Origin of the sequence: Psychroflexus sp. ALD_RP9, assembly GCF_017311165.1 — a bacterium.
In the GTDB taxonomy this organism is placed as follows: Bacteria; Bacteroidota; Bacteroidia; order Flavobacteriales; family Flavobacteriaceae; genus Psychroflexus.
Map to the genome: position 1 here is coordinate 422721 of NZ_CP062973.1, position 25614 is coordinate 448334.

The 25614-nt window shown below is 34.8% G+C and carries 19 protein-coding genes, 1 tRNA gene and 3 rRNA genes; 11 read left to right on the forward strand and 12 right to left on the reverse strand.

The features are described from left to right. The first annotated feature begins 49 nt into the window (after positions 1-49). Positions 50-1105 (forward strand): flavin monoamine oxidase family protein, encoded by a 1056-nt coding sequence (locus IMZ30_RS01960; protein ID WP_207038879.1) that lies wholly within the window; start codon positions 50-52, stop codon positions 1103-1105. Positions 1106-1273: 168 nt separating this feature from the next. Here the strand turns inward: IMZ30_RS01960 and hemL are convergent, their stop codons facing one another. Genes hemL through IMZ30_RS01975 form a run of 3 tightly spaced genes read right to left on the reverse strand, consistent with a single transcriptional unit; the run spans position 1274 to position 4311 of the window. Further along, complete coding sequence (hemL, locus tag IMZ30_RS01965) at positions 1274-2563, reverse strand: glutamate-1-semialdehyde 2,1-aminomutase (protein ID WP_207038880.1); 1290 nt, start codon at positions 2561-2563, stop codon at positions 1274-1276. A 3-nt stretch (positions 2564-2566) separates the two neighbouring features. Continuing rightward, the gene (locus IMZ30_RS01970; RefSeq protein WP_207038881.1) at positions 2567-3394 is read right to left on the reverse strand and encodes a glucosaminidase domain-containing protein; all 828 of its coding nucleotides are present in this window, start codon (positions 3392-3394) and stop codon (positions 2567-2569) included. Next, the gene (locus IMZ30_RS01975; protein WP_207039665.1) at positions 3391-4311 is read right to left on the reverse strand and encodes a 1-aminocyclopropane-1-carboxylate deaminase/D-cysteine desulfhydrase; all 921 of its coding nucleotides are present in this window, start codon (positions 4309-4311) and stop codon (positions 3391-3393) included. The genes IMZ30_RS01970 and IMZ30_RS01975 overlap by 4 nt, the downstream gene beginning before the upstream one ends. A gap of 83 nt (positions 4312-4394) precedes the next feature. Here IMZ30_RS01975 and IMZ30_RS01980 point away from each other — a divergent pair, with 83 nt between their 5' ends. From IMZ30_RS01980 to IMZ30_RS01990, 3 genes are read left to right on the forward strand one after another with little or no spacing between them, the layout of a single operon-like run. Continuing rightward, positions 4395-4556, forward strand: a complete 162-nt coding sequence (locus IMZ30_RS01980) for a DUF5522 domain-containing protein (protein ID WP_207038882.1) — start codon at positions 4395-4397, stop codon at positions 4554-4556. 8 nt (positions 4557-4564) lie between these two features. Next, complete coding sequence (locus tag IMZ30_RS01985) at positions 4565-6586, forward strand: urocanate hydratase (RefSeq protein WP_207039666.1); 2022 nt, start codon at positions 4565-4567, stop codon at positions 6584-6586. Positions 6587-6597: 11 nt separating this feature from the next. Continuing rightward, positions 6598-7137, forward strand: coding sequence for a DUF4136 domain-containing protein (locus IMZ30_RS01990; protein WP_207038883.1), 540 nt, complete (start codon positions 6598-6600; stop codon positions 7135-7137). 89 nt (positions 7138-7226) lie between these two features. Here IMZ30_RS01990 and IMZ30_RS01995 read toward each other — a convergent pair whose 3' ends face one another. Together IMZ30_RS01995 and folK are read right to left on the reverse strand one after the other, a co-directional pair. Continuing rightward, on the reverse strand, positions 7227-8153 hold the full coding sequence (locus IMZ30_RS01995) for a peptidylprolyl isomerase (protein ID WP_207038884.1): 927 nt from the start codon (positions 8151-8153) through the stop codon (positions 7227-7229). Between the two features lie 7 nt (positions 8154-8160). Beyond that, the gene (folK, locus tag IMZ30_RS02000) at positions 8161-9297 is read right to left on the reverse strand and encodes a 2-amino-4-hydroxy-6-hydroxymethyldihydropteridine diphosphokinase (RefSeq protein ID WP_207038885.1); all 1137 of its coding nucleotides are present in this window, start codon (positions 9295-9297) and stop codon (positions 8161-8163) included. A gap of 111 nt (positions 9298-9408) precedes the next feature. Here folK and IMZ30_RS02005 point away from each other — a divergent pair, with 111 nt between their 5' ends. The 3 genes from IMZ30_RS02005 (at position 9409) to rpsU (ending at position 13005) form a co-directional block, all read left to right on the forward strand. Then, entirely contained in the window at positions 9409-10113 is a 705-nt protein-coding gene (locus IMZ30_RS02005) for a queuosine precursor transporter (protein WP_207038886.1), read from the forward strand. A 15-nt stretch (positions 10114-10128) separates the two neighbouring features. Continuing rightward, a complete protein-coding gene (locus IMZ30_RS02010) occupies positions 10129-12729 on the forward strand; it encodes an AsmA-like C-terminal region-containing protein (protein WP_207038887.1) in 2601 nt (866 codons plus the stop codon). An 81-nt stretch (positions 12730-12810) separates the two neighbouring features. Further along, the gene (gene rpsU, locus IMZ30_RS02015; RefSeq protein ID WP_073191805.1) at positions 12811-13005 is read left to right on the forward strand and encodes a 30S ribosomal protein S21; all 195 of its coding nucleotides are present in this window, start codon (positions 12811-12813) and stop codon (positions 13003-13005) included. Between the two features lie 63 nt (positions 13006-13068). On the opposite strand, the gene IMZ30_RS02020 is transcribed toward rpsU, so the two are convergent. Then, positions 13069-13863: a DUF2797 domain-containing protein gene (locus IMZ30_RS02020; protein ID WP_207038888.1), complete on the reverse strand. Its 795-nt coding sequence runs from the start codon at positions 13861-13863 to the stop codon at positions 13069-13071. A gap of 74 nt (positions 13864-13937) precedes the next feature. Here IMZ30_RS02020 and IMZ30_RS02025 point away from each other — a divergent pair, with 74 nt between their 5' ends. Both IMZ30_RS02025 and IMZ30_RS02030 read left to right on the forward strand, forming a co-directional pair. Beyond that, a complete protein-coding gene (locus IMZ30_RS02025) occupies positions 13938-15458 on the forward strand; it encodes a GH3 auxin-responsive promoter family protein (protein WP_207038889.1) in 1521 nt (506 codons plus the stop codon). Then, on the forward strand, positions 15455-15871 hold the full coding sequence (locus IMZ30_RS02030; protein WP_207038890.1) for a hypothetical protein: 417 nt from the start codon (positions 15455-15457) through the stop codon (positions 15869-15871). Before IMZ30_RS02025 ends, IMZ30_RS02030 begins: the two co-directional genes overlap by 4 nt. A gap of 84 nt (positions 15872-15955) precedes the next feature. Here the strand turns inward: IMZ30_RS02030 and IMZ30_RS02035 are convergent, their stop codons facing one another. Further along, a complete protein-coding gene (locus IMZ30_RS02035) occupies positions 15956-17386 on the reverse strand; it encodes an SDR family oxidoreductase (RefSeq protein ID WP_207038891.1) in 1431 nt (476 codons plus the stop codon). Then, a complete protein-coding gene (locus IMZ30_RS02040; protein WP_207038892.1) occupies positions 17386-17808 on the reverse strand; it encodes a hypothetical protein in 423 nt (140 codons plus the stop codon). The genes IMZ30_RS02035 and IMZ30_RS02040 overlap by 1 nt, the downstream gene beginning before the upstream one ends. Positions 17809-17896: 88 nt before the next feature. On the opposite strand from IMZ30_RS02040, the gene argS reads away from it, so the two are divergent. Continuing rightward, on the forward strand, positions 17897-19672 hold the full coding sequence (gene argS / locus IMZ30_RS02045; protein WP_207038893.1) for an arginine--tRNA ligase: 1776 nt from the start codon (positions 17897-17899) through the stop codon (positions 19670-19672). Between the two features lie 56 nt (positions 19673-19728). Here the strand turns inward: argS and rrf are convergent. From rrf to IMZ30_RS02065, 4 genes are all read right to left on the reverse strand, one after another. Beyond that, positions 19729-19836 (reverse strand): 5S ribosomal RNA (gene rrf, locus IMZ30_RS02050). Between the two features lie 104 nt (positions 19837-19940). Beyond that, positions 19941-22776, reverse strand: a 23S ribosomal RNA gene (locus IMZ30_RS02055). 88 nt (positions 22777-22864) lie between these two features. Further along, a tRNA-Ala gene (locus IMZ30_RS02060) sits at positions 22865-22938 on the reverse strand. Positions 22939-23029: 91 nt separating this feature from the next. Beyond that, positions 23030-24555: ribosomal RNA gene (locus tag IMZ30_RS02065) — 16S ribosomal RNA — on the reverse strand. Together the 16S, 23S and 5S rRNA genes with 1 tRNA gene alongside form the textbook arrangement of a ribosomal RNA operon. A gap of 780 nt (positions 24556-25335) precedes the next feature. On the opposite strand from IMZ30_RS02065, the gene IMZ30_RS02070 reads away from it, so the two are divergent. After that, positions 25336-25614, forward strand: coding sequence for a TIGR03643 family protein (locus IMZ30_RS02070; RefSeq protein WP_207038894.1), 279 nt, complete (start codon positions 25336-25338; stop codon positions 25612-25614).

A 25614-nucleotide genomic window follows, 5' to 3' on the forward strand; every position in this document is an offset into this window, starting at 1 on the left:
ATTAGGCAAAGGCTTAGTTTAAACTGATTGAGTATTGCATTTTTGAAGCATGAAAACACATGATGTTATTATAGTTGGTGGTGGCTTAAGCGGTTTGTCTCTTGCATATTACCTAGAGCAAAATGCCATAAATTATAAACTACTGGAAGGAAGAAGTAGGCTTGGTGGTCGGGTTTTCACAATTACTAAAAACGGTTTTCCTTTTGAAATGGGCGCAACTTGGTTCGGTGAAAAGCACAAACGTTTAATGGCGCTTGTTAAAGATTTAAAGATTGGATACAAACCACAAGTCAATGGTGAAAAGGCGCTCGTTGATCAGCGACCATTTGGTTCGGTTGGATTTATAAATATTCCTTCATCTGAAGAAACAACATATAAGTTTACAAAAGGTAGCTTCAGTCTTATTGAAGCTTTGTCAGAAAAAATTCCAGCTCTAAAAATTCAGTTGAATTGTAAGGTTAACTCGATTAAGCAACAATCTGAATATATTGAAGTGAATAGTGATTCAGAAAGCTTTTGTGCAAAACAAGTTATTGTTTGCTTGCCGCCAAACTTAAGTCAATCTATTAATTTTCAACCAGCTTTGAAAACAAGTTTTAAAAATACACTTCACCAAACACATACTTGGATGGGCAATTCAGTTAAAATTGCTATTGCATATGAAAATGATTTTTGGAGTAATGATGGATTTACAGGGACTATTTTCTCTAACCAGCAAAGCATTCAAGAATTGTATCAGCATTATAACAAATCTGGCTATGGTCTTGTTGGTTTTATCAATCAAAAATTCAACAACCTATCCGTAATTAATTTAAAAGAGAAAGCAATAAAACAGCTTGTGGAATATTTTGGAGAGGCTGCAAAAGACTATAAAGAAATTTCAATATTAAATTGGCATAATGAAAGGTTAACCACGTCAAAACACAACCAAAATTTAATACCTCACCAAACTAATGGTGCGAAAAGTCTACGAGAACCTGAATGGAAAAATAATCTTTGGTTTGGAGCTTCAGAAACAGCCAAGGAAAATCCAGGTTACATGAATGGTGCAGTCGTTAGAGCTGAAGAGCTCGCTAAGCTTTTATTAAAAAAAATTAAGGCTTAAACTAATTTAATAATTTTAAAAATATAAAATCGCCAGTTTGTTTTAAGAGCAGAACTGGCGATTACAATTATGTAGGATGTTAATTTTAATAATGTTTTTTACACCTTTAAAATTAGCAATCGTATGTCTAACCCAACTTATGCGTTGAAAATCTATTACGGCCTGAAATTACTTCAAATCAGGAGCTAAATCATCTAAAGCTTCAATGGTATGATCTAAATCTGCATAAGATAACGCATTGTTTAAAAAATAACTTTCAAATGCACTAGGAGGCAAATAAATTCCACGGTTTAGCATACCATGAAAATAGGTTTTAAACTTACTATTATTTCCTTTAGCAGCAGATTCAAAATCAACAACCGGTTCATCTGTAAAATGAACAGAAATCATGGAGCCACAGCGGTTAATTTGATGTGTAATATCATGTTTGGTTAAGACTTTAGCTATGCCTTCATGGAGATAGGCTGTTTTTTGAGCTAGTTCGTCAAAGATTTCTGGTTTAGAGTTGAGTTCAGTTAGCATAGCTAATCCTGCTGCCATTGCTAAAGGATTTCCGCTTAAAGTTCCTGCTTGATATACTGGACCTTCTGGTGCTAGATGAGCCATGATTTCTTCACGTGCTGCAAAAGCTCCGACAGGCAAACCACCACCGACGACTTTTCCAAAGGTAACTATATCAGCCTTAACACCTAACAATTCTTGAACACCACCAGGTGCTAACCTAAAGCCAGTCATTACTTCATCAAAAACTAATAAAATATTGTGGTTATTACATAACTCACGAAGTTGTTTTAAGAAATCATTTTGAGGTAAAATACAACCCATATTCCCTGGAACGGGTTCAATTATAATACAAGCTATTTCACCTTCATTAGCTTTAATTAAAGATTTTACGCTATCTATATCATTGTAATTGGCAAGTAAAGTATCTTTAGCTGTTCCTTTAGTTACACCTGGAGAGTTTGGTGCACCAAAGGTTACAGCACCACTTCCGGCTTGAATTAAAAAAGAATCACTATGACCATGATAACAGCCCGCAAATTTTATTATTTTGTCCTTTTGGGTAAAACCTCTGGCTAAGCGTACAGCACTCATACAAGCTTCAGTTCCGCTATTGACAAATCGAATTTTATCAATATTAGGAACCATCTCTACTGCCAGTTGAGCAATTTTTGTTTCAATTTCGGTAGGAATACCAAAAGAAGTACCTAATTTTGTTTTATCAATAAGTGCATCTACAACAGGCTGATGAGCGTGGCCTAAAATCATTGGACCCCAAGAAGCAATGTAATCGATTAGTTTATTACCATCTTCATCATATAAATAAGCGCCTTTAGCTTTTTTAATATAAATGGGTTCACCACCAACAGCATTAAAAGCACGAACTGGTGAATTTACACCACCCGGAATATATTGTTTAGCTTTATTAAAAAGTTGACTACTTCGTTTATAAATCATATTTTAATTAAGTTTTAAAAGTTGTCCTATTGAAATTGTATTAGAATTTAAACGATTAATGGTTTTTAGTTCTTCTACTGTTAGGTTAAATTTTTGGGCTATTCCATATAAAGTATCACCGGCTTTCACTCTATAAGCATTTTCGGTTGGTTGAACTCGAATTGGCTTAGGTAAATCTCTAACATCAATTTTACCTAATACTTCTAAATCATAACGGTGTAAATCATAGCGCTCAATTAAACTAATTAATTTTCTAGGATATGCGGGATCTGTAGCATAACCTGCTTTTTTTAAGCCTCTTGCCCATGATTTATAATCATCTCTATCAAAATCAAATAGAAATGCATAACGTGAACGCTCGTATAAAAACAATGAATGGTCTCTAAATGAGTACTTAGGATCTTTATATTTTCTGAAGCATTCCTGTAGTTCATCATCATCATGGTACACTTTTTCACCTTGCCAGCCGTTGCATTTTATACCAAAATGATTGTTACTTTTTTGAGTTAATGGACCATTACCACTACCCGATTCTAAAATACCTTGCGCTAAAGTAATACTCGCAGGAATGCCATACAAACGCATTTCTTCTTGAGCTATACCTGCGAAGTTATAAATATAGCGTTCTACAGGAGATAAGTTTTTAAGTGAAATTTCTTGTTGACTTTTTGGTGCTTTTTCTTGAACTGATTTAGGCGAAATTGGTTGACTCTTAGGTACTTGATTATTAACTTCAGTTGAAGTTGTTGGCTGTTTTGTAACCAACTTCTTTTTTGTTCCACATGAAATAACAAAAATCCCTATTAAAATAAATACACTTATTTTTTTCATATAAGTTGTGGTTGTTTTTTAGTTACTAAACGCTTGTTAAAGCCTTCTATTGACTGCAAGCCGCCAGTATGAATTGCTAAAATACGAGTATTTTTAGAAAAGTGCCCAGATTTAACAAGCTCTAGTAAACCATACATCATTTTGCCGGTATAAATCGGGTCTAGACTAATACCATATGTCCGTTTAAAATGATTGATAAAATTAATCAATTCGGGAGAATATTTAGCATAACCACCAAAATGATAATTTGCAAGTGACCAATTAGATTTGGAGGTATATTTTTTAATTTCGTTATGAAAAAAATCCCCTTTTAAAGCAGGAAGTCCTATTAGATATTGTTTTGAGTTTGAGGCTTCGACTAGGCCTGAAAAAGTTCCTGAAGTCCCTAACGAACAAGCAATGACGTCAAAATCATCATCAGCCTTTGTTAATATTTCTTGACAACCCATAATCGCTAATTGATTTGTACCGCCTTCGGGAATTAAAAGTGCATTTTCTGACTCTAAAAGTCGCTTTACTAAAGGTAAAAGTTCTTTTTTTCGATAATCGGCTCTTGACACAAAATGTAATTGCATACCATTTGAATGTGCGCGTTTTAAGGTTTGATTTTCAGAAAGTGTCTTTTCAAGATTTTGCCCAAGTTCATCACCTCTGATAATTCCGATCGACTTCAAATTAGTTAGCTTACAAGCTTCAGCCAATGCTGCAATATGATTAGAATAAGCACCGCCGAAACTCAACACTGAAGCTAATTTTTGTTGTTCAGCTTCTAATAAATTATATTTTAGTTTACGAAATTTATTCCCAGAAATATAAGGATGAATTTGGTCTTCACGCTTTAGATAAAGTTCAACACCATTAATTCGATCGATAAATTGATTTTTAGAAATTACAGTTTTTGTGAAAAAATTATCGATTGTATTCTATTTTTGTAGTTTAATTGCTGATTTTTACAAAAATACAAGCAATTTTTAAACCTAAATATCTTATTAAAGATTAAATGAGTTTTCACAACAAAAAAATTCCATTAGAAGAAGGTGATTATTACATTACCCCAGAAGGTTATCGATGTTTTACTGAGCAATATCACCTCAAACGCGGATATTGCTGTAAAAGTGGTTGCCGTCATTGTCCTTATGGATTTAATAAAAAAACAGATTAACAATTATGATTACATTTAAAGAAGAAATCTTAGAAGGCATTCCTAACAAGTTACCTCAACCTACAACTTTAGACGAAACAATTAATCATGCACCAAAACGTAAAAAAATATTATCACCCGAAGAAGAACAATTAGCATTACGTAATGCACTTCGTTATTTTGAGCCTCAACATCATGCAGAATTAGCCAAAGAGTTTAAAAACGAACTTAAAACCTATGGCAGAATTTACATGTACAGATTTAAACCTGTGCATAAAATTTACGCCAGACCAATTGACGATTATCCTGGAAAAAGTATACAAGCTAAAGCGATTATGTTGATGATTCAAAACAATCTTGATCACGCAGTAGCACAACATCCAGACGAGCTAATTACATATGGCGGTAATGGTGGTGTTTTTCAAAACTGGGCACAATATCGGTTAACTATGAAATATCTAGCTGAAATGACCGATGAACAAACCTTGGCTATGTATTCTGGACATCCAATGGGTTTATTTCCATCAAGTGAACAAGCACCTAGAGTTGTTGTTACTAATGGTATGGTAATTCCAAATTACTCAAAGCCTGATGATTGGGAAAAGTTTAATGCTTTAGGCGTTTCACAATACGGACAGATGACAGCAGGAAGTTATATGTATATTGGCCCACAAGGTATAGTTCACGGGACAACAATTACTGTTTTAAATGCCTTTAGGAAAATAAAAAAATCCCCTAAAGGCGGTTTATTTGTAACTGCTGGATTAGGCGGAATGAGTGGCGCACAACCTAAAGCTGGTAATATTGCAGGTTGTATTACCGTTTGTGCTGAAGTTAATCCTAAAGCAACGAAAGTAAGACATGAACAAGCTTGGGTTGATGAAGTTATTAGCGATATTAACCAGTTAGTTGAACGAGTTAAAAAAGCAAAAGAACAAAAGGAAGTTGTTTCAATTGCCTATGATGGCAACATTGTTGAAGTTTGGGAAGCCTTTGATGAGGCTAACTTGCACATTGATTTGGGAAGTGACCAAACATCTCTCCATAATCCATGGGCTGGCGGCTATTATCCCGTTGGATTAACTTATGAAGAAGCCAACGAGCTTATGGCAAACAAGCCTGAAAAGTTTAAATCTTATGTAAGAAAAAGCTTAATAAGACAAACTAAAGCTATTAACAAACATACTGAGAAAGGGACATATTTTTTTGATTATGGTAATGCGTTTTTACTTGAAGCATCTCGTGCAGGCGCTAAAATTTACCGTAACGATAAAGGTGAGTTTGTAACAAAAAGTGAAATTAAAAACCCTAACTCGGCCTTTGCATATCCTAGTTATGTTCAAGATATTATGGGCCCTATGTGTTTTGATTATGGTTTTGGCCCGTTTCGTTGGGTTTGTGCTTCAGGCAAACCTGAAGACTTAGCCAAAACTGACCAAATTGCAACTGAAGTCTTAAAACAACTTAAAGAAGAGGCTACTCCAGATATTGAGCAGCAAATGCAAGATAATATTACTTGGATAAAAGGTGCTCAAGAAAATAAGTTAGTTGTAGGCTCACAAGCTAGAATATTATATGCCGATACACAAGGTCGTATGAAAATTGCCGAAGCTTTTAATGAAGCTATTGCAAATGGAGAAATTGGCCCTGTGATTTTAGGTCGTGACCATCACGATGTTTCTGGGACCGACTCACCTTATCGAGAAACTTCAAATATTTATGATGGCAGCCAATTTACCGCCGACATGGCCATACAAAATGTAATTGGAGATAGTTTTAGAGGAGCGACTTGGGTAAGTATACATAACGGCGGTGGCGTTGGCTGGGGAGAAGTTATTAATGGCGGATTTGGCATGATACTTGAAGGTAATGAATCGTCTCGACACAAGTTAAAATCGATGCTCCATTGGGATGTTACAAATGGTATTTCAAGAAGAAGCTGGGCTAGAAATAAAGGTGCAATTGATACCATTAAGAGAGCTATGAAGTCTGAGCCAAGACTTAAAGTAACTTTACCTAACTTGGTTGATGATAATTTAATTAACTCTTAAAACTTAAAGTCATGTTACGAACTATTAAATTGTTAGGTTTTGCTGTCTTTATTGCCTTATTAGGTGCTTGTAGTGGTATAAAAGTGGCTACTGATTATAGCAAAGAAGCTAACTTTGATACCTATAAAAGCTTTGCTTTTTATAAACCTGGTATAGATGAAGCTAAAATTTCTGATTTAGACAAAAAACGCATTTTACGCGCCATTGAATCTGAACTGCTTAAAAAAGGTTTCAAGAAATCTTCAAACCCTGATTTATTAGTTAGTATTTTTACTGAAACACGTGAAAATATAAACATTCATCAAAATAATTTTGGTTATGGTTGGGGTTGGAATCCTTGGTTTTGGGGACCACAAGGAATGAATACAGTTACACAAAACATTGAAGGTACACTTTTTATAGATTTAATTGATGCCCAAAAAAATGAATTAGTTTGGCAAGGTTTAGGTACTGGAATTTTAGATTTAGATCGTGGTGTTGATAAAAAAATCGAAAAAATTAATCGCATCGTAGCTGAAATATTAGCAAAATATCCACCAGAGGATAATTAATAAAATTTGTTCTTATAGTTTTATATTAAAAAAAGCGTAAATCAGAAGATTTACGCTTTTTTATTAAAATTCCACTTTAAACATTTATGTTAAACCACTTCAATCTCAAAACACAGAATTGAATTAGCAGGAATAACACCTTGAATATCGCGATTACCATAACCTAAATGTGGTGGTATTACAAATTTAGCTTTTGCGCCTTTAGACAATAACTGAAGTCCCTCATCCCAGCCTTGAATAACTTGACCTTGACCTAAAACAAAATTTATAGGTTGATGACGTTGATACGAAGAGTCGAATACTTGACCATTAGCTAACTTACCTGTATAATGAATATTAACAGAAGTTCCTGCTTTCAAAGTTTCTCCATCACCTTCAGCTAAAACTTTATAGCGCAAACCGGAGTCAGTAGTTTTAAAGCTATCGTCGACTAATTCATCTATTTTATTTTCTAATTCAGCTTTTGCTTTGGCTTCGCGTTCAGCTTTGGCTTCGTTAAAATCCTTAAATGTTTTTACAGCATCAAAGGCTTCAGCAGCATCTCCTATACGCTTTATTTCAAGTGTTTCAATTGTATCTCCTTGGTTAATTTTGTTTACAACATCTTGGCCATTAACTACATAGCCAAAAACAGCATGCTTACCATCTAGCCAAGGTGTTTCATTATGTGTGATAAAGAATTGACTTCCATTTGTGCCAGGTCCAGCGTTTGCCATAGACAAAACTCCTGCTCGATCATGTTTTAAATCAGGATGAATTTCATCATCAAAATTATAGCCTGGACCACCTGTTCCATTTCCAGCAGGATCACCACCTTGAATTACAAAATCAGCAATTACTCGGTGAAATTTTAATCCATCATAGTAAGGCTCACCTATTTTTTTAGCTTTATTTTCAAGTTTTCCTTCAGCAAGGCCAACAAAATTTGCTACTGTTCCTGGTGTTTTTTCAAAGGTTAGTTGAACTAAAATATCGCCTTTATTGGTTTTAAAGTTTGCGTATAGACCGTCTTTCATAGGTTTTTTAATTTAGATGAGAAATTGAATAGTTTATTGTTTTTATCAGTTGATTATAGTCGCTTCTAGAGTTCACAAAATCAATAGAAGCCATATCAATTAATTTAATATTAAGTTGTTGTTGATGTTTAATAAATTCAAGATAACCCGTATTTATTTGTTCCAGATAATCTGGTGCTATATTTTGCTCATAATCTCGGCCACGTTTTTTAATATTTTCAAGTAACTGCTCAGTACTCTGATACAAATAAACGTATAAATCTGGTTTGGGAATTTCACTGTACATAACATTAAATATCTTTTTGTAAAGTGAGAATTCCTCCGCTTCGAGCGTTACTTTAGCAAAAATGAGTGATTTGTGCACATCATAATCAGAAACAACGAAATCGGTAAACAAATCAAATTGTGCAATATCGTCTGCAATTTGTTGATGGCGATCGGCAAGAAAAGACATCTCTAATGGAAAAGCATAACGTTTCTGATCTTCATAAAACTTTGGTAAAAAAGCATTATCTTTAAATCGTTCTAAGATAAGTTTTGCGTTAAAGTCTTCTGAAATCATTTGAGATAAACTGGTTTTACCCGAACCTATATTACCTTCAATGGCTAAAAAACTTAATTTCTCTAGCTGATTAAATTTTGGTTGAAGTTTTTCTGTAACACTTTCTATAACAGAATTATCGGTTGTGTTTGCTAATAATTCAGAAATATTAGCTTCGAAATCAGGATGTACAAATTCAGGAATCAAATCGGCCAAAGGCTGTAATACAAATTTTCGACTGCTAAGTTTAGGGTGAGGAATAACCAAATGTTCACACTCTAACTTTAGTCTATCATAAAAAATAATGTCTAAATCTATAGTTCGATTGGTATATTGATTTGGAAAGCGTTCTCTACCTAATTTTAATTCAATTTCTAAAAGCGATCTTAATAAATCTTCGGCAGTTAGTCTTGTATTAACTTCTATACAAGCGTTTAAAAAATCGTTACCTTTAAAACCCCAAGCTGGTGTTTTGTAAATTTTTGAAACGCGAACAACATCTCCTACTTCATTGTAAATCATATCAATAGCATCTTGAAGATGCTGTAATTTTTGTCCTTGATTACTACCAATAGCAATGTAAGCCGTTTTGTTGGTTTCCAATAGTTAAGAAAAATTTAGTACTGTTGCCTCAAACAAATTAGTAATTTGATTAAGTATTGCTTGTTAAACTAATTAAATTTGCCACAAAGGTAAACATCAACTTTAAAACTTTTGACTCTAAAACAAAAACTTTCAGCCCAACGCGTGTACCTAATCTTGGGTGCCTTATTTGTGGCTTCATTAGTTGCCTCTAATTTAATTTTTCAAAAGTTTTTTTACTACGATTTTTTTGGTTTGTACACATTTGAAATTTCAGTAGGAATTTTACCTTATCCTATCACGTTTCTGATTACTGATTTAATCAGTGAAATTTATGGCAAAAGAAAGGCTAATCAAGTGGTAACAGCTGGAATATTTGCCTCTTTTTTTTCGCTTTTAATTATCTTGGCTGCTGATGCAGTTCCTGCAACAAGCTGGAGCCCTATTGGCGATCAGCTTTTTAACAAAGTCTTTGGCGCAACAGGTATTGCTGTTTTTGCTTCGATGGTGGCTTATTTATTGGCGCAATATATTGATATCTACATTTATCATTTTTGGAAAAAGCTTACCAAGGGCAAACATTTATGGCTGCGTAACAACTTTTCAACCTTTAGTTCTCAATTTGTAGATACAGCATCTGTACTTTTATTATTATGCACTTTTGGTAAAATTGAATGGTCTCTTTTTGGCGGATTACTCTTAGGCGGTTTTTTATTTAAAGTCTTAATTGCCATAATAGACACGCCTTTTTTGTATCTTTTTGTTTACCTTTTCAGAAAAGTTTACCAACTAAAACCGAACGAAGAAATTAATCTCGAAGCTGACGTAACAGCTTGATAACAACATTAATCTATGAAAAAAACACTTAAAATTATCGGTCTGATTTTAGGACTCTTTATTCTTGCACTTTTTGTGATTCCTATTTTATTTGAAGATGAAATTGAAGCTAAGCTCAAAAAGAGTATTAATCAAAATTTAACCGCAAAAGTTGACTGGCAATCCTTAGATTTAAGCTTGATTAGTCATTTTCCGAAAGCAAGTCTAGACTTACAACAGCTAGAAATTGTTAATAAACTTGAATTTAAAGGCGATACCCTGATTAAATCTGGCGCTATTTCGTTAGAGTTAGGCGTTTGGCAGCTTCTAACTTCAGATGAAATAATTATTGACGCAGTTGAAGTTAATCAAGCCCATATTAACATTAAAGTTAATGAAGACGGTAAAGCCAACTACAATATAACTAAGGTTGAAGCTAACGAAAAAACTTCAACTAATACTGATACAAAAGATTCTAAGCCGCTTCAACTCGCGCTAAACAGCTACAGCATATCAAATTCGTCTATCGTTTATGATGATGCGTCTTCTAAAATGCGCTTTAGCTTATCAGATTTTAACCATAATGGAGAAGGAAATTTAGTGGCTTCAACTACAAACCTTAATACACATACTGATGCAAAAATCAGTTTTAACTATGATGGCGTAGACTATCTTAGCAATAATAGCATACAGCTTGATGCATTATTAAAAATAGATTTTGATAAAATGAAGTTTTCATTTTTAGAGAATGAAGCCTTGATAAATCAACTACCACTTAATTTTGATGGTTATGTACAACTATTCGATGATTATCAAGATATTGCTATTAGTTTTTCTACACCAAACGCAGATTTCAAAAACTTTATGGGTTTAATTCCTGAAGCCTACGCCGGTAACCTTAATGGTATTGAAACTCAAGGAGAATTTCAACTCAAAGGTGAAATAAAAGGTCAAGTAACTGATGTAAAAATACCTACAATTAACATTACAGGTAATAGTAACAATGCGCATATAAAATATAGTGATTTACCACAACCGATTAGCGATATAGATATTGATTTAGCTGTGATTAATGAAACTGGAATTGTAGAAGATACTTATGTCAGTATTAATCCTTTTAGTTTTAAGATTGTGGAAGATCGATTTTCAGGGAGCTTAAAAATGAGCGATTTAACAGAAAAAATGATGATCGATTTAGCTGCAAATGGAACTTTAAACCTTGCCAATTTAAAGCAAGCTTACCCTATTGAAACTGATTTACCAATGCAAGGTATTTTAAAAAGTAATTTGAACGGTAAATTTAGTTTAGCTGAAGTCCAAAATAAAAATTATGAACAAGTTAATTTAAATGGGAATCTAGGTTTAAATAATTTTATTTATCAAGATGAAGCTCTACCGAAAGAAATTACTATTAGTAATGCCAAGTTGAAATTTACAACTAATACAGCAAGCCTAACAAATTTTGAAATGCAAGCTGGCAAAAGTGACTTAAAAGCAACTGGTAGCTTAAATAATCTCATGGGCTTTGCGCTTAATGACGAGACCCTAAAAGGAGTTTTAAATGCTACTTCAACTAATTTTAGAGTTGGCGATTTTATGGCAGCTACTGAAAGTGTTAGCAAACAGCCAAGTGAAGAAACTTCAACCGATTATGAAGTAGCCAACACGCCTGAAACAGCTCAGTTACAATTACCAAATTTTTTAGATTTAACACTAAAATTTAACGCAAACAAAGTCAACTATACAAATTTCAATTTTAAAAATATGAGCGGCCGCATGCAAATTAAAGATGCGTCTGTAAAAATCAGTGATGCCTCGACTGAAATTTTTGGCGGAACACTTAATCTTGACGGACTTTTTGATACAAAAACATCTCAACCAAATTTTGATTTTAAGCTTGGATTTAATTTGGTAGATATCACCGAAAGTTTTGAAGCCGTAGATTTACTAAAATCTCTAGCACCGATTACAAAAGCACTAAATGGTAATATGAACTTTGACCTTAATTTTGATGGCAAATTAACTCAAAATTTCGACTTGGTTAAGGAAAGTTTAGACGGTAACCTGAAAGCTACTATTGTAAAAGCTGGTGTAGCGCCTGAACAATCAAAATTATTAAGCGGTCTAAATTCTAATTTTAGTGGCATTAAACTTGACAAGCTTAATTTGAAAGATATAACTGCGCTTTTAAGTTTTACTAATGGCCAAATTAAAACCAAACCTTTTAGTTTTAATATCGGTGATATTGGAGTGAATGCACAAGGATCTCATGGATTTGATAATCAATTAGACTATCAACTCAATTTAAATTTACCAGCAAAATATTTAGGTGATGATGTTGGTAATCAATTGAGTCAACTAGCTGGAAAATCTAATGAAAATTTTAAAGTTGATGTTCCGGTAAGTATTTCTGGAAGCCACACAAATCCTACATTTAATATTAACACTAAGCAAGCCATTAATAGTTTAAAAAATCAAATAATTAACCAACAAAAAGAAAATCTAAAAGATAAAATAAGCGATAAGGTTGGTGATTTACTGGGAAATAACAAATCTGATAGCACAAGTACAAAAACTGAAGAAAAAGTAAAAGAGGTACTCGGCGGTTTGTTTGGTAAAAAGAAGAAAAAAAATTAGTCTTAATTACTTTATTGTAAGAGAATTATTTCTAAATTTGCAACCTTTAAAATAAGTAAACACGATTTAATATATTTATATATGCTAGTAGTAAAAGTTAAAGATGGTGAAAAAATAGAACGTGCATTAAAACGTTTAAAGCGAAAGTTTCGTGATACTAAAGTTTTACAGACTTTACGCGATAAAAAAGAATTTACAAAACCATCTGTTGAAAAGAGACAGCAAGTAAAAAAGGCTCAGTACATTCAGTCTTTAAAAGAGAAAGAGAACTTATAAACTTTCTTTTATTTTTGAATATAAAGCTTAAAGCTTTAGCGTAAATGCTAAAGCTTTTTTTGCTTATACTAACTCTAAATCTACTACTAAACCTTCGTTGTTTCTAACATTAAAAACCGTTTGATCTTCAAAAATCAGGTATTGACCTTTAATCCCAACTAATTTACCTTTATAATTTTGAGACTTATTAAGGTTTAAACTTTTAAGCTTTTCTGGATATTTTGTAACCGGAAATTTAATATTGGTTTCTTTATTATTGGTAATAACATAATCTTTGGCCTCGTCAGGAATATATTGAAGTAATTGATCTCTGATTTCAATTAAATTCTCGTCTTTAATTTCATTTTTCAACATTGTTCGCCAATTGGTTTTATCGGCAACGTGTTTTTTTAAAGCAACTTCGGTAATTCCTGCCAAATATCGATTTGGAGCTTCTAAAATTTCGATTGCTTCATGCGCCCCTTGATCTATCCAACGGGTTGGCACTTGGGTTTTTCGGGTTACACCAACTTTTACAGCGCTAGAATTTGCTAAATAGACAACATGCGGTTGCAACTGTACCTTTTTTTCATATTCCAAATCACGATCTTCTTGGCCTAAATGCGCTTTACTTAATTCAGGTTTCATAATCCAATCACCAACTCTAGCTGATGACTGAAAACAGTCGTAACAAAAACCTTGTCTGAATATTTTTTTATTTTCGTGGCAATTTAAACACTCGTATTTCACAAAATAAAATGCTAATTCGCGATCAAGAAGTTGATTCATATTTAAAACATCAAACTCAGTTTCAAGATAGTACAAAACTTCATCTTGAAGTTCGGTTTTCATTTTGGTAAGTAAACTGCGATATTGCATATTTTTAGATTTATATAAGTGTATTTTGTAATGATTTAGTACATTAGAATCAAAGTTTAAAGATAAAATAATTCATGCCAATTCCTATTGTAAATTCAATTGCATCATGGTTTCTCAAAAAGAGAATTCATCAAATGGAGTTGTTTTTAAAATATCCAAATGAAGTTCAAAATGAACTTTTGCTCAGTTTAGTTGATAAAGCAAAACGAACTGAAACAGGTAAAACATATGGGTTTTCTTCAATTAAATCTTATCATGATTTTGCTAAAAGCGTTCCGGTTACAAATTATGAAACCCTAGAACCTACAATAAACCGTTGTAGAAATGGAGAATCTAATATTTTATGGCCATCAACTATAAAAATGTTTGCCAAATCTAGCGGTACAACAAGTGCAAAAAGTAAGTTTATCCCTGTTAGTCAAGAATCTTTAGAAGATTGCCACTATGCCGCAAGTAAAGATTTATTGTGCATGTATTTAAATAATAATCCAGATGCAAAATTATTTACTGGAAAAAGTTTGCGCTTAGGTGGAAGTCAAGAAATATATAAAGATAAAGGCACACTTTTTGGCGATTTATCGGCTTTACTTATAGATAATATGCCATTTTGGGCAAGTTACAGCAGTACGCCAGGAAGTGAAGTTTCGCTAATGAGCAATTGGGACGAAAAGATGCATGCTATTGTTAAAGAAACAATTAAAGAAAATGTAACCAGTTTAGCTGGTGTACCATCTTGGATGTTAGTTTTGATTAATAATATTTTAGAAGAAACTGAAAAAACTAATCTTAAAGAAGTATGGCCAGATTTAGAAGTTTATTTTCATGGTGGTGTAAATTTTGAGCCCTATAGAAATCAGTATAAGCAACTTATTGATGACAAAGACTTCAATTATTACGAAATATACAATGCATCTGAAGGCTTTTTTGCAGCGCAAGACCTCAATAATTCAAAAGATTTATTATTGATGCTGAATTATGGTATCTTTTACGAGTTTATTCCGATGGAAACTTACGGTACAACTCAAGAGAAAATAATACCTCTTAATGAAGTAAAACTAGGTAAAAATTATGCTATTGTTATAACAAGTAACGCTGGTTTATGGCGATATAAAATTGGTGATACAGTTCGATTTACATCACTATCACCTTATAGGATCCGTGTAACTGGCCGAACAAAACATCACATTAATGCTTTTGGTGAAGAACTTATTATCGAAAATGCAGAAGAAGCCATTAAAAAAACAGCTAAACAAACCAATAGCTCTATCGTTGAGTATAGTGCAGCTCCTATTTTTATGGCTGGAAAAGACAAAGGTGCACATGAATGGATTATTGAGTTTAAGAAGCAGCCTAAACATCTTGAAGAATTTAGGCAATTATTAGATAAAAATCTTCAAGATATTAACAGCGACTATGAGGCAAAGCGCCATAATAATATGACTCTAGAACTTTTAAAATTGAATGTTGCTCAACCTAATTTATTTCATGAATGGTTGCGACAAAACAATAAGCTTGGCGGCCAACACAAGATACCGCGACTATCTAATAAGCGTGATTACTTAGAAGAGTTACTGGCTATAAATCGCAATTTATGAAGCAAGTAAGTTTATTTCTTTTCATTTTAATAGTTGTATCATGTGGAACTAAAAAAGGTTTACATGACAATGCAGTACATTTATATAAAGGCCAATTAAAGTTTATTAATGGTGCTTATCATAATCAGGCTGTTAATACTTTTGAAGATATAAGCTTATTGAACCAATTACAAATTACTTACAATTCTAAAGTTGAGCTTGTTAATTTAAGATTGTTGAATGAAAAAGAACTTGAAGTGAGTTTTCATGACAGTGGGCAATTTCAAACTCAAATTATTAAAGGAAAGTATAAAAATGGTGGTTTTAGCTTTAAAAAGAAAACCAAATGGTTTGGAATTCCTTTATTATTTTTTTTTAAAAAACAAAACCACTCATATACTTTATATGGACAACGATTTAGGTATTGTTATTGAAAGTGAAAACAAAAAATCTCATATGTTCTTTTTTAAAGGCAAGACTAGTAAACTTGAAACCATTTACCACTTTGATAAAGCTATTTAAACCTCAGTTGAAGTTATTTTATTTAGCATTCCCCTGAAAATAAAGAAATGAAACGGTAACATAGAAAACCAATATAACCTGCCTGCAAGACCTCGTGGTCTAAATGTAGCATTTTGATGCACTAAGTTTTCATCATCAATATAAAATTCGAGCCAAGCTTCACCTGGTATTTTCATTTCAGCAAAGAGCAAAAGTCTTTTTTCTGATCGATCTGCAAGAAGCACACGCCAAAAATCGAGTGAATCACCTGGATATAATTTTGCAGGATTCGTTCTACCACGACGTAAACCAACACCACCAAAAAGCTTGTCTATAAAACCTCTCACCCGCCACAAGAAATTTGCATAATACCATCCTTTTTTACCACCAATAGACCAAATTTTTTCTAAGGCTAGTTCAGGATTTTTAGCTCGCATTAATTGGTGGTCTTTTAAACAACCGTATTTTGGAACTTTAATAAACTTATTTAAATCTTTCTTGTTGTAACGACTACTAATCTTGGAGTCTTTCCAACTTGAAATAACTTCATTTTGCTCGATTTTAGCAAAAGCTAATTTAATAGCTTTACGATAACTAGTGGTTTTAATTTTAACGATAGACTTAATGCGTTTATCTTTTGCAACAACTTCTACTTTCATACTATTAACAAGGTTAACAGCAAGACGGTAAGATGTTGCTGTTACAAAATACAACCAATACGATGAAAGTCGAGGTGTCATTACAGGAACATTTATTATTTTCAATGGCAAATTCCTAACTTCAGCATAAATCTTCATCATATCTTGATACGTTAGTATCTCATCGCCTGCAATATCAAAAGACTCGTTAAAACATTCTTTTTTATGAATAACACCTACTAAATAATTAAGAACATCACGAATAGCTATCGGTTGGCACTTAGTTTGAACCCATCGAGGTGTAATCATTAAAGGCAATTTTTCACATAAATCTCGTAAAATCTCGAAAGAAGCACTACCTGAACCAACAATAATGCCTGCGCGTAAAACAGTTAATTTAAAATCGCCTTTATACAATATTTCTTCAACGTTTTTCCTAGAACTTAAATGTTCAGATAACTCTTCTTCGTTTATAATTCCACTTAAATAAATAACTTGCTTAACATTTAAACCCTTCAAATAAGTATTAAAATTAAGAGCAGTTTTCTCTTCAGCAGAAGAAAAATCTGATGATGAAGACATAGAATGAAGCAAATAATAAGCTACATCAATATCATCAGGAAAAATATTAGACTTTACAGACTTGAGAAAGTCAACCTCGATGATTTTTACTTTAGACTTTAGACTTTTGTTTAACGAAAGTCTATCTGCACTTCTTACAGCACAAACTAAATCATGACCTTCATCAAGAAGTTTCGTTAATAGACGCATACCTATGTAGCCATTGGCACCTGTGATAAGTATTTTCATTAATTAATTCTAGTTTGTTGTAAAAATTCATTTTGAAATTTGAGAATTTTTTTAAAGAAATCATGATGCCGCTTCTCTTTAACATCTACTTTAATAAAATAATTATCACGAAATATAGAATATACTTGAGATTGACCTTTATAAAGTTTTAATTTATAATAAGGAATAATTAAAGCATAGGTTTCAAGTAAAGATCTGAAGCTAACTATAATACCCTTTGGTCTAATTTCAATACCGCAATTATTAAGGTTATTATCTAAAATTAGTAAATTATGAATGTGAATACTAGATGAATTGATAGATAACTTACCAGAACCAATACCACCAAGTTTAATACGTTCTAACCACTTGAAAGATGAACCGACTTCATTATCAATTTGTTCTTTGATTTTAGGTCGATTATAAGATATATTTAATAGCATTTTTGTTTTAAAGATACCTAATAATTGAAGTTTTTAATCATATTGAGGCAAATATTTAGATTATCTTTGCAATTGAAAAAGATTAAAGATGAATATTAAAAAGGATTTAAGCTTAGCTGTTTCAAATTATTTAAAAGAAAATCATAATGTTGAAGCTAGTCAATTCGAATTTCAACAAACACGTAAAGAATTTAAAGGAGACATTACATTAGTTGTATTTCCACTTCTTAAACAAATTAAAACAAACCCAAAGCAACTTGCTGAGAATATAGGTGATTATTTAAAAAAACACATTGCAGATATAGAAGATTTTAATGTGGTTAAAGGCTTTTTAAATATTTCATTTACGAATAATTACTTTATAAAACAACTACAATACATCAGTAAAACTAAAAACTATGGTTTTAAAGAAGTAAATGAAAACTCACCTCGTGTTATGGTAGAATATTCTTCACCAAACACTAATAAACCGCTTCATTTAGGCCATATTAGAAACAATTTATTAGGTTATTCGGTGGCTGAAATCCTTAAAGCTAACGGTAACAAGGTATATAAAACTCAAATCATTAATGATCGAGGAATTCATATTTGTAAATCGATGTTAGCCTGGCAAAAATTTGGTAATGGTGAAACTCCAGAATCTAGTGGAATAAAAGGTGATCACTTAGTTGGAAAGTACTATGTTTTATTTGATAAGGCTTATAAAAAAGAAATAGAAGAACTTGAAACCAAGGGATATTCAATAGAGGAAGCAAAAAAAACAGCTCCGATTTTAATTGAAGCACAAGAGCTACTTAAAAAATGGGAAAACCATGATATTGAAACTGTTAACCTTTGGAAAAAAATGAATAGTTGGGTCTACGAAGGCTTTGAAGAAACATACAAATCCTTAGGTGTAGACTTTGATAAAAATTACTATGAAAGCGAAACATATATATTAGGAAAGGATGAAATTTTAAAAGGTGTTAAAGACGGGATTTTTTATAAAAAAGAAGACAATAGTGTTTGGATAGATTTAACTGACGAAGGACTAGATGAAAAACTTGTTTTGCGCTCTGATGGCACATCTGTTTATATGACTCAAGATATTGGAACAGCTATTAAACGTGTCAAAGAATTTAACATTTCTAGTTTGATATATACAGTTGGGAATGAACAAGATTATCATTTTAAAGTCTTGTTTTTAATATTGAAAAAACTTGGCTACAAATGGGCTGAGAGCTTATATCACCTGAGTTATGGAATGGTTGAGTTACCAGATGGCAAAATGAAAAGTCGTGAAGGAACCGTTGTTGACGCTGACACCCTAATCGAAGAAATGATTATATCAGCAAAAAATATTTCAGATGTACTTGGTAAAATTGATGATTTAAAAAAAGATGAAAAGCAGGAACTATATAACAATATAGGTAAAGGTGCATTAAAATATTTTATTTTGAAAGTAGATCCTCGTAAAAATATAATGTTTAATCCTAAAGAGTCAATTGACTTCCATGGAAATACTGGACCTTTCATACAATATACTTATGCTAGAATCCAGTCATTAAAACAAAAATATAAACATGATTTAGATATTGAAAATTTAAAGTATAGTTTGAATTTGAAGGAAAAAGAACTTATCAACATGATAAGCCAATTTCCTGAAATAATAGAACAAGCAGCTAAGAGCCATAGCCCTGCAATTATCTGCAACTATGTCTATGAATTAGTAAAGTACTTTAATAATTTTTATCAGAATTATATAATCATTGATTTCGAAGAGCTTAGTATTACTAAGTTAAGATTAAGCTTAGCTATTGAGACTTCAAAACACATAAAAAAGTCTTTTAATCTATTAGGAATTAAATTACCTACACGCATGTAATACTAAAAAATAAAAACCCCCTTTAGATTATTATTCTAAAGGGGGTTTAGTTAAAAGGAAGGCGGCGACCTACTCTCCCACGATTGTAGTACCATCGGCGCTAACGAGCTTAACTTCTCTGTTCGGAATGGGAAGAGGTGAGCCTCGTTGCTATAACCACCTTAAGTTGATCTGTTTACATAATAATTAAACAGTATGAGTTGACATAATCGGTGATAAAATAAGTTAGATACTAACTTTTATTATTAAAATTCATTAAAAGAGCTGTTATAATAAGCTTTTGGGTAATTAGTACTACTCGGCTATGACATTACTGCCTTTACACCTGTAGCCTATCAACGTTGTCGTCTTCAACGACCCTTTAAAGAAATCTCATCTTGTGGTGGGTTTCGCGCTTATATGCTTTCAGCGCTTATCCCTGCCAAACGTAGCTACTCTGCAATGCTCCTGGCGGAACAACAGATACACCAGAGGTTTGTCCAACTCGGTCCTCTCGTACTAGAGTCAGATCCACGCAAATTTCTAACGCCCACTGTAGATAGAGACCGAACTGTCTCACGACGTTCTGAACCCAGCTCGCGTGCCACTTTAATGGGCGAACAGCCCAACCCTTGGGACCTTCTCCAGCCCCAGGATGTGACGAGCCGACATCGAGGTGCCAAACCCCCCCGTCGATGTGAGCTCTTGGGGGAGATCAGCCTGTTATCCCCGGAGTACCTTTTATCCTTTGAGCGATGGCCCTTCCATGCGGAACCACCGGATCACTATGCTCTACTTTCGTACCTGATCGACTTGTAGGTCTCTCAGTCAAGCTCCCTTATGCCATTGCACTCTACGCACGGTTACCAAGCGTGCTGAGGGAACCTTTAGAAGCCTCCGTTACTATTTTGGAGGCGACCACCCCAGTCAAACTACCCACCAAGTAATGTCTCCCTATTTAGGGATTAGGCTTCAAACAAGTAAAGGGTGGTATTTCAACAATGACTCCACGATACCTAGCGATACCGCTTCAATGTCTCCCACCTATCCTACACATCACTTATCCAAAGTCAATACTAAGCTATAGTAAAGGTTCACGGGGTCTTTTCGTCCCACAGCGGGTAATCGGCATCTTCACCGATACTACAATTTCACCGAGCTCATGGCTGAGACAGTGTCCAGATCGTTGCACCATTCGTGCAGGTCGGAACTTACCCGACAAGGAATTTCGCTACCTTAGGACCGTTATAGTTACGGCCGCCGTTTACTGGGGCTTCAATTCAATGCTTCTCCGAAGATAACATCTCCTCTTAACCTTCCAGCACCGGGCAGGTGTCAGGCCCTATACGTCATCTCTCAATTTCGCAGAGCCCTGTGTTTTTGATAAACAGTCGCCTGGACCTCTTCACTGCGGCCCCACCGAAGTGGGGCGACCCTTCTCCCGAAGTTACGGGCCCATTTTGCCTAGTTCCTTAGCCATGAATCTCTCGAGCACCTTAGATTTCTCATCCCAACTACCTGTGTCGGTTTACGGTACGGGCTGCTTTATTCGATTTTCTTGGAAAGACCGCCTCTAGATTATCACCGCCACCGTAGCTTTGGCGTACTATCCCATACTTACATATGGTTCAACGTGCAATTCCGTCTGCACGCACTAGATTTGCTCTTCCGTCTCTTTTAATATAAAGCAGGTAGCAGAATATTAACTGCTTGTCCATCGACTACCCCTTTCGGGTTCGCCTTAGGCCCCGACTAACCCTCAGCTGATTAGCATAGCTGAGGAATCCTTGGTCTTTCGGTGTGCGGGTTTCTCGCCCGCATTATCGTTACTTATGCCTACATTTTCTTTTCTAAACACTCCAGAATACCTTACAGTACACCTTCTACGCCGTTTAGAATGCTCCCCTACCTCTCATAAATTATATCTATGAAAGCATAGCTTCGGTAATATACTTATGCCCGATTATTATCCATGCCTGACCGCTCGACTAGTGAGCTGTTACGCACTCTTTAAATGAATGGCTGCTTCCAAGCCAACATCCTAGCTGTCTATGCAGTTAGACCGCGTTTATTCAACTTAGTATATATTTAGGGACCTTAGCTGATGCTCTGGGTTCTTTCCCTCTCGGACATGGACCTTAGCACCCATGCCCTCACTGATAGCTATCATTTTATAGCATTCGGAGTTTGTCAGGAATTGGTAGGCGGTGAAGCCCCCGCATCCAATCAGTAGCTCTACCTCTATAAAACTATTACTATCGCTGCACCTAAATGCATTTCGGGGAGTACGAGCTATTTCCGAGTTTGATTGGCCTTTCACCCCTACCCTCAGGTCATCCCAAGACTTTTCAACGTCAACGGGTGCGGTCCTCCACTTTGGGTTAACAAAGCTTCAACCTGCCCAAGGGTAGATCACACGGTTTCGCGTCTACCAATGCTAACTTAATCGCCCTATTCAGACTCGCTTTCGCTACGACTACTTGACTGAATCAATTAGTCTTGCTAACACCGGTAACTCGTAGGCTCATTATGCAAAAGGCACGCCGTCACCCCTAAAGGCTCCGACCGCTTGTAAGCGTATGGTTTCAGGTTCTATTTCACTCCTTTATTCAAGGTTCTTTTCACCTTTCCCTCACGGTACTAGTTCACTATCGGTCTCTCAGTAGTATTTAGCCTTAGCGGATGGTCCCGCTTGATTCATGCAAGGTTTCTCGTGCCCCACACTACTCAGGATACTACTATTAATTAAACCTTTACCTATACAGGACTTTCACCTTCTTCGGTTTAGCTTTCCAGCTAATTCTAATTACAGTATAATTAAATATCGTAGTCCTACAACCCCATATATGCCGAAACATATATGGTTTGGGCTGTTTCACTTTCGCTCGCCGCTACTCGCAAAATCACTATTGTTTTCTCTTCCTCTGGTTACTTAGATGTTTCAGTTCACCAGGTTAGCCTCTACCTTAAGTAGATACTATGCCTTCAACATAGCAGGTTGCCCCATTCGGATATCTGCGGATCAATTCGTATGTGCCAATCCCCACAGCTTTTCGCAGCTTGTCACGTCCTTCTTCGCCTCTGAGAGCCTAGGCATCCCCCATACGCCCTTAATAAGCTTATTATAACTCTTAATATTCTCTCTTATTTATTTCTCTAAAAAAAACTCGCGTCTCTCTTATTTTATCCCAATATGTCAATGAACTTTTACTGTGGAGAATATCGGAGTCGAACCGATGACCTCCTGCGTGCAAGGCAGGCGCTCTAGCCAGCTGAGCTAATTCCCCAATTTTGAATTGACAAAGCATTAAAACTAGTTATTAAACTTATATGTTAACAACCTTAACATCTAGATAACCATAACTCTATAGCTCTTAAAAAGGAGGTATTCCAGCCGCACCTTCCGGTACGGCTACCTTGTTACGACTTAGCCCCAGTTACTAGTTTTACCCTAGGCGGCTCCTCACGGCGACCGACTTCAGGCACCCCCAGCTTCCATGGCTTGACGGGCGGTGTGTACAAGGCCCGGGAACGTATTCACCGCAGCATGGCTGATCTGCGATTACTAGCGATTCCAGCTTCACGGAGTCGAGTTGCAGACTCCGATCCGAACTGTGATAGGGTTTGTAGATTCGCTCCTACTCGCGTAGTGGCTGCTCTCTGTCCCTACCATTGTAGCACGTGTGTAGCCCAGGACGTAAGGGCCGTGATGATTTGACGTCATCCCCACCTTCCTCTCAGTTTACACTGGCAGTATGGCTAGAGTCCCCGACATGACTCGCTGGTAACTAACCAAAGGGGTTGCGCTCGTTATAGGACTTAACCTGACACCTCACGGCACGAGCTGACGACAACCATGCAGCACCTTGCAATTTGTCCGAAGAAAAAGATATTTCTATCCCTGTCAAACTGCATTTAAGCCCTGGTAAGGTTCCTCGCGTATCATCGAATTAAACCACATGCTCCACCGCTTGTGCGGGCCCCCGTCAATTCCTTTGAGTTTCATTCTTGCGAACGTACTCCCCAGGTGGGTTACTTATCACTTTCGCTTAACCACTCAAACCGCAATTGGCTCGAACAGCTAGTAACCATCGTTTACTGCGTAGACTACCAGGGTATCTAATCCTGTTCGCTACCTACGCTTTCGTCCATCAGCGTCAGTGTATTATTAGTGATCTGCCTTCGCAATCGGTATTCTGTGTAATATCTATGCATTTCACCGCTACACTACACATTCTAACCACTTCATAATAACTCAAGAACAACAGTATCAATGGCAATTTTATGGTTGAGCCACAAACTTTCACCACTGACTTATCATTCCGCCTACGGACCCTTTAAACCCAATGATTCCGGATAACGCTTGAATCCTCCGTATTACCGCGGCTGCTGGCACGGAGTTAGCCGATTCTTATTCATACAGTACCGTCAACAGCGTACACGTACACCTTTTTCTTCCTGTATAAAAGCAGTTTACAACCCATAGGGCAGTCTTCCTGCACGCGGCATGGCTGGATCAGGCTCTCGCCCATTGTCCAATATTCCTCACTGCTGCCTCCCGTAGGAGTCTGGTCCGTGTCTCAGTACCAGTGTGGGGGATCTCCCTCTCAGGACCCCTACCTATCGTCGCCTTGGTATGCCGTTACCATACCAACTAGCTAATAGGACGCATACTCATCTTACAGCCATAAATGTTTAATCTAAAAAAGATGCCTCTCTTAGATACTATGAGGTATTAATCCAAATTTCTTCGGGCTATCCCTCTCTGTAAGGCAAATTGTATACGCGTTACGCACCCATCCGCCGGTCGTCAACTGGTGCAAGCACCATTGTTACCCCTCGACTTGCATGTGTTAAGCCTGCCGCTAGCGTTCATCCTGAGCCAGGATCAAACTCTTCATCGTTGTTTCTTAATTTATCTTAACCTATTAAAATTACAACTACCTAAAAAGTCCTTAACTCAAAATTTAACTTCTAGTCTTAATGCTTCATTTTTAATCATAAATCTCTTACGAAATTTACAACTTGTCAATCCAATATTTCAACGAACTTTTAAAATTCTTTTGAACAAGTAAACCAAATCAATAATCTACCTATATTTCTATTTTTGCGAGTGCAAATGTAAAACTATTTTCTAACATAACAAGCTTTCAACTAAAAAATATTTAAAAACTTACTCTGCAAATAATTAGAACTTCACAACTCAATTGCGGGGCGCAAAACTACAACCTTTATCCACAATAACAAAACTTTTTTAATGCGTTTTTGGAAAAATATTAACTTTGAAAAATTGTAAGAATCATATATCATTAAAAATTAAAGTAATACAAGATGTTTGACATATATTTTTTTTCATTTTTATTTTTGATTGGTGGTTTATTTCATTTTATTAAACCTAAAATCTATTTAAGAATAATGCCATTATTTATCCCTTATCGATTATTCTTTATTTACTTTACTGGATTTATAGAAATTTTAAGTGGTATATTCTTATTTTTTGAGAAAACTAGAATGATAGGTGTTTACGCAATATTTTCTTTACTTACTATTTTCTTAATTGTTCATATTAATATGCTACGAGGCCATAAATTTGCAGCTGGTATTCCAAAATGGATATTAATAATAAGATTGATACTCCAATTTGTACTCATGTATTGGATAATTAATTTATAAAATTATATTTTATGGAAAAGAGATTTAATCAAGAAGAAATAGATAGGATAATTGAAATGGCATGGGAAGACAGAACTCCATTTGAAGCTATTGAGTTTCAATTTAATGTGAGTGAAAAAGAAGTCATTAAAATTATGCAACGTGAGATGAAACCTACAAGTTTCAGAATGTGGCGAAAACGTGTACAAGGACGTACAACAAAACACAGAAAACTTAGAAGTTACAAAAAAGGTCGTTTTAAAAGTAGTCGTCAAGGAAATATAAATATGAATAAAATTTCTAAAAGATAA

Bases quoted from the DNA above. Each gene is read 5' to 3' on its own strand.
- IMZ30_RS02025 (WP_207038889.1), top strand. From the start codon at position 13,938: ATGCCAATTCCTATTGTAAATTCAATTGCATCATGGTTTCTCAAAAAG.
- rpsU (WP_073191805.1), top strand. From the start codon at position 12,811: ATGCTAGTAGTAAAAGTTAAAGATGGTGAAAAAATAGAACGTGCATTA.
- IMZ30_RS02040 (WP_207038892.1), bottom strand. From the start codon at position 17,808: ATGCTATTAAATATATCTTATAATCGACCTAAAATCAAAGAACAAATT.
- IMZ30_RS02020 (WP_207038888.1), bottom strand. From the start codon at position 13,863: ATGCAATATCGCAGTTTACTTACCAAAATGAAAACCGAACTTCAAGAT.
- IMZ30_RS02030 (WP_207038890.1), top strand. From the start codon at position 15,455: ATGAAGCAAGTAAGTTTATTTCTTTTCATTTTAATAGTTGTATCATGT.
- IMZ30_RS02010 (WP_207038887.1), top strand. From the start codon at position 10,129: ATGAAAAAAACACTTAAAATTATCGGTCTGATTTTAGGACTCTTTATT.
- IMZ30_RS01995 (WP_207038884.1), bottom strand. From the start codon at position 8,153: ATGAAAGACGGTCTATACGCAAACTTTAAAACCAATAAAGGCGATATT.
- IMZ30_RS01990 (WP_207038883.1), top strand. From the start codon at position 6,598: ATGTTACGAACTATTAAATTGTTAGGTTTTGCTGTCTTTATTGCCTTA.
- IMZ30_RS01980 (WP_207038882.1), top strand. From the start codon at position 4,395: ATGAGTTTTCACAACAAAAAAATTCCATTAGAAGAAGGTGATTATTAC.
- IMZ30_RS01970 (WP_207038881.1), bottom strand. From the start codon at position 3,394: ATGAAAAAAATAAGTGTATTTATTTTAATAGGGATTTTTGTTATTTCA.
- IMZ30_RS02070 (WP_207038894.1), top strand. From the start codon at position 25,336: ATGGAAAAGAGATTTAATCAAGAAGAAATAGATAGGATAATTGAAATG.
- hemL (WP_207038880.1), bottom strand. From the start codon at position 2,563: ATGATTTATAAACGAAGTAGTCAACTTTTTAATAAAGCTAAACAATAT.
- IMZ30_RS01960 (WP_207038879.1), top strand. From the start codon at position 50: ATGAAAACACATGATGTTATTATAGTTGGTGGTGGCTTAAGCGGTTTG.
- IMZ30_RS02035 (WP_207038891.1), bottom strand. From the start codon at position 17,386: ATGAAAATACTTATCACAGGTGCCAATGGCTACATAGGTATGCGTCTA.
- argS (WP_207038893.1), top strand. From the start codon at position 17,897: ATGAATATTAAAAAGGATTTAAGCTTAGCTGTTTCAAATTATTTAAAA.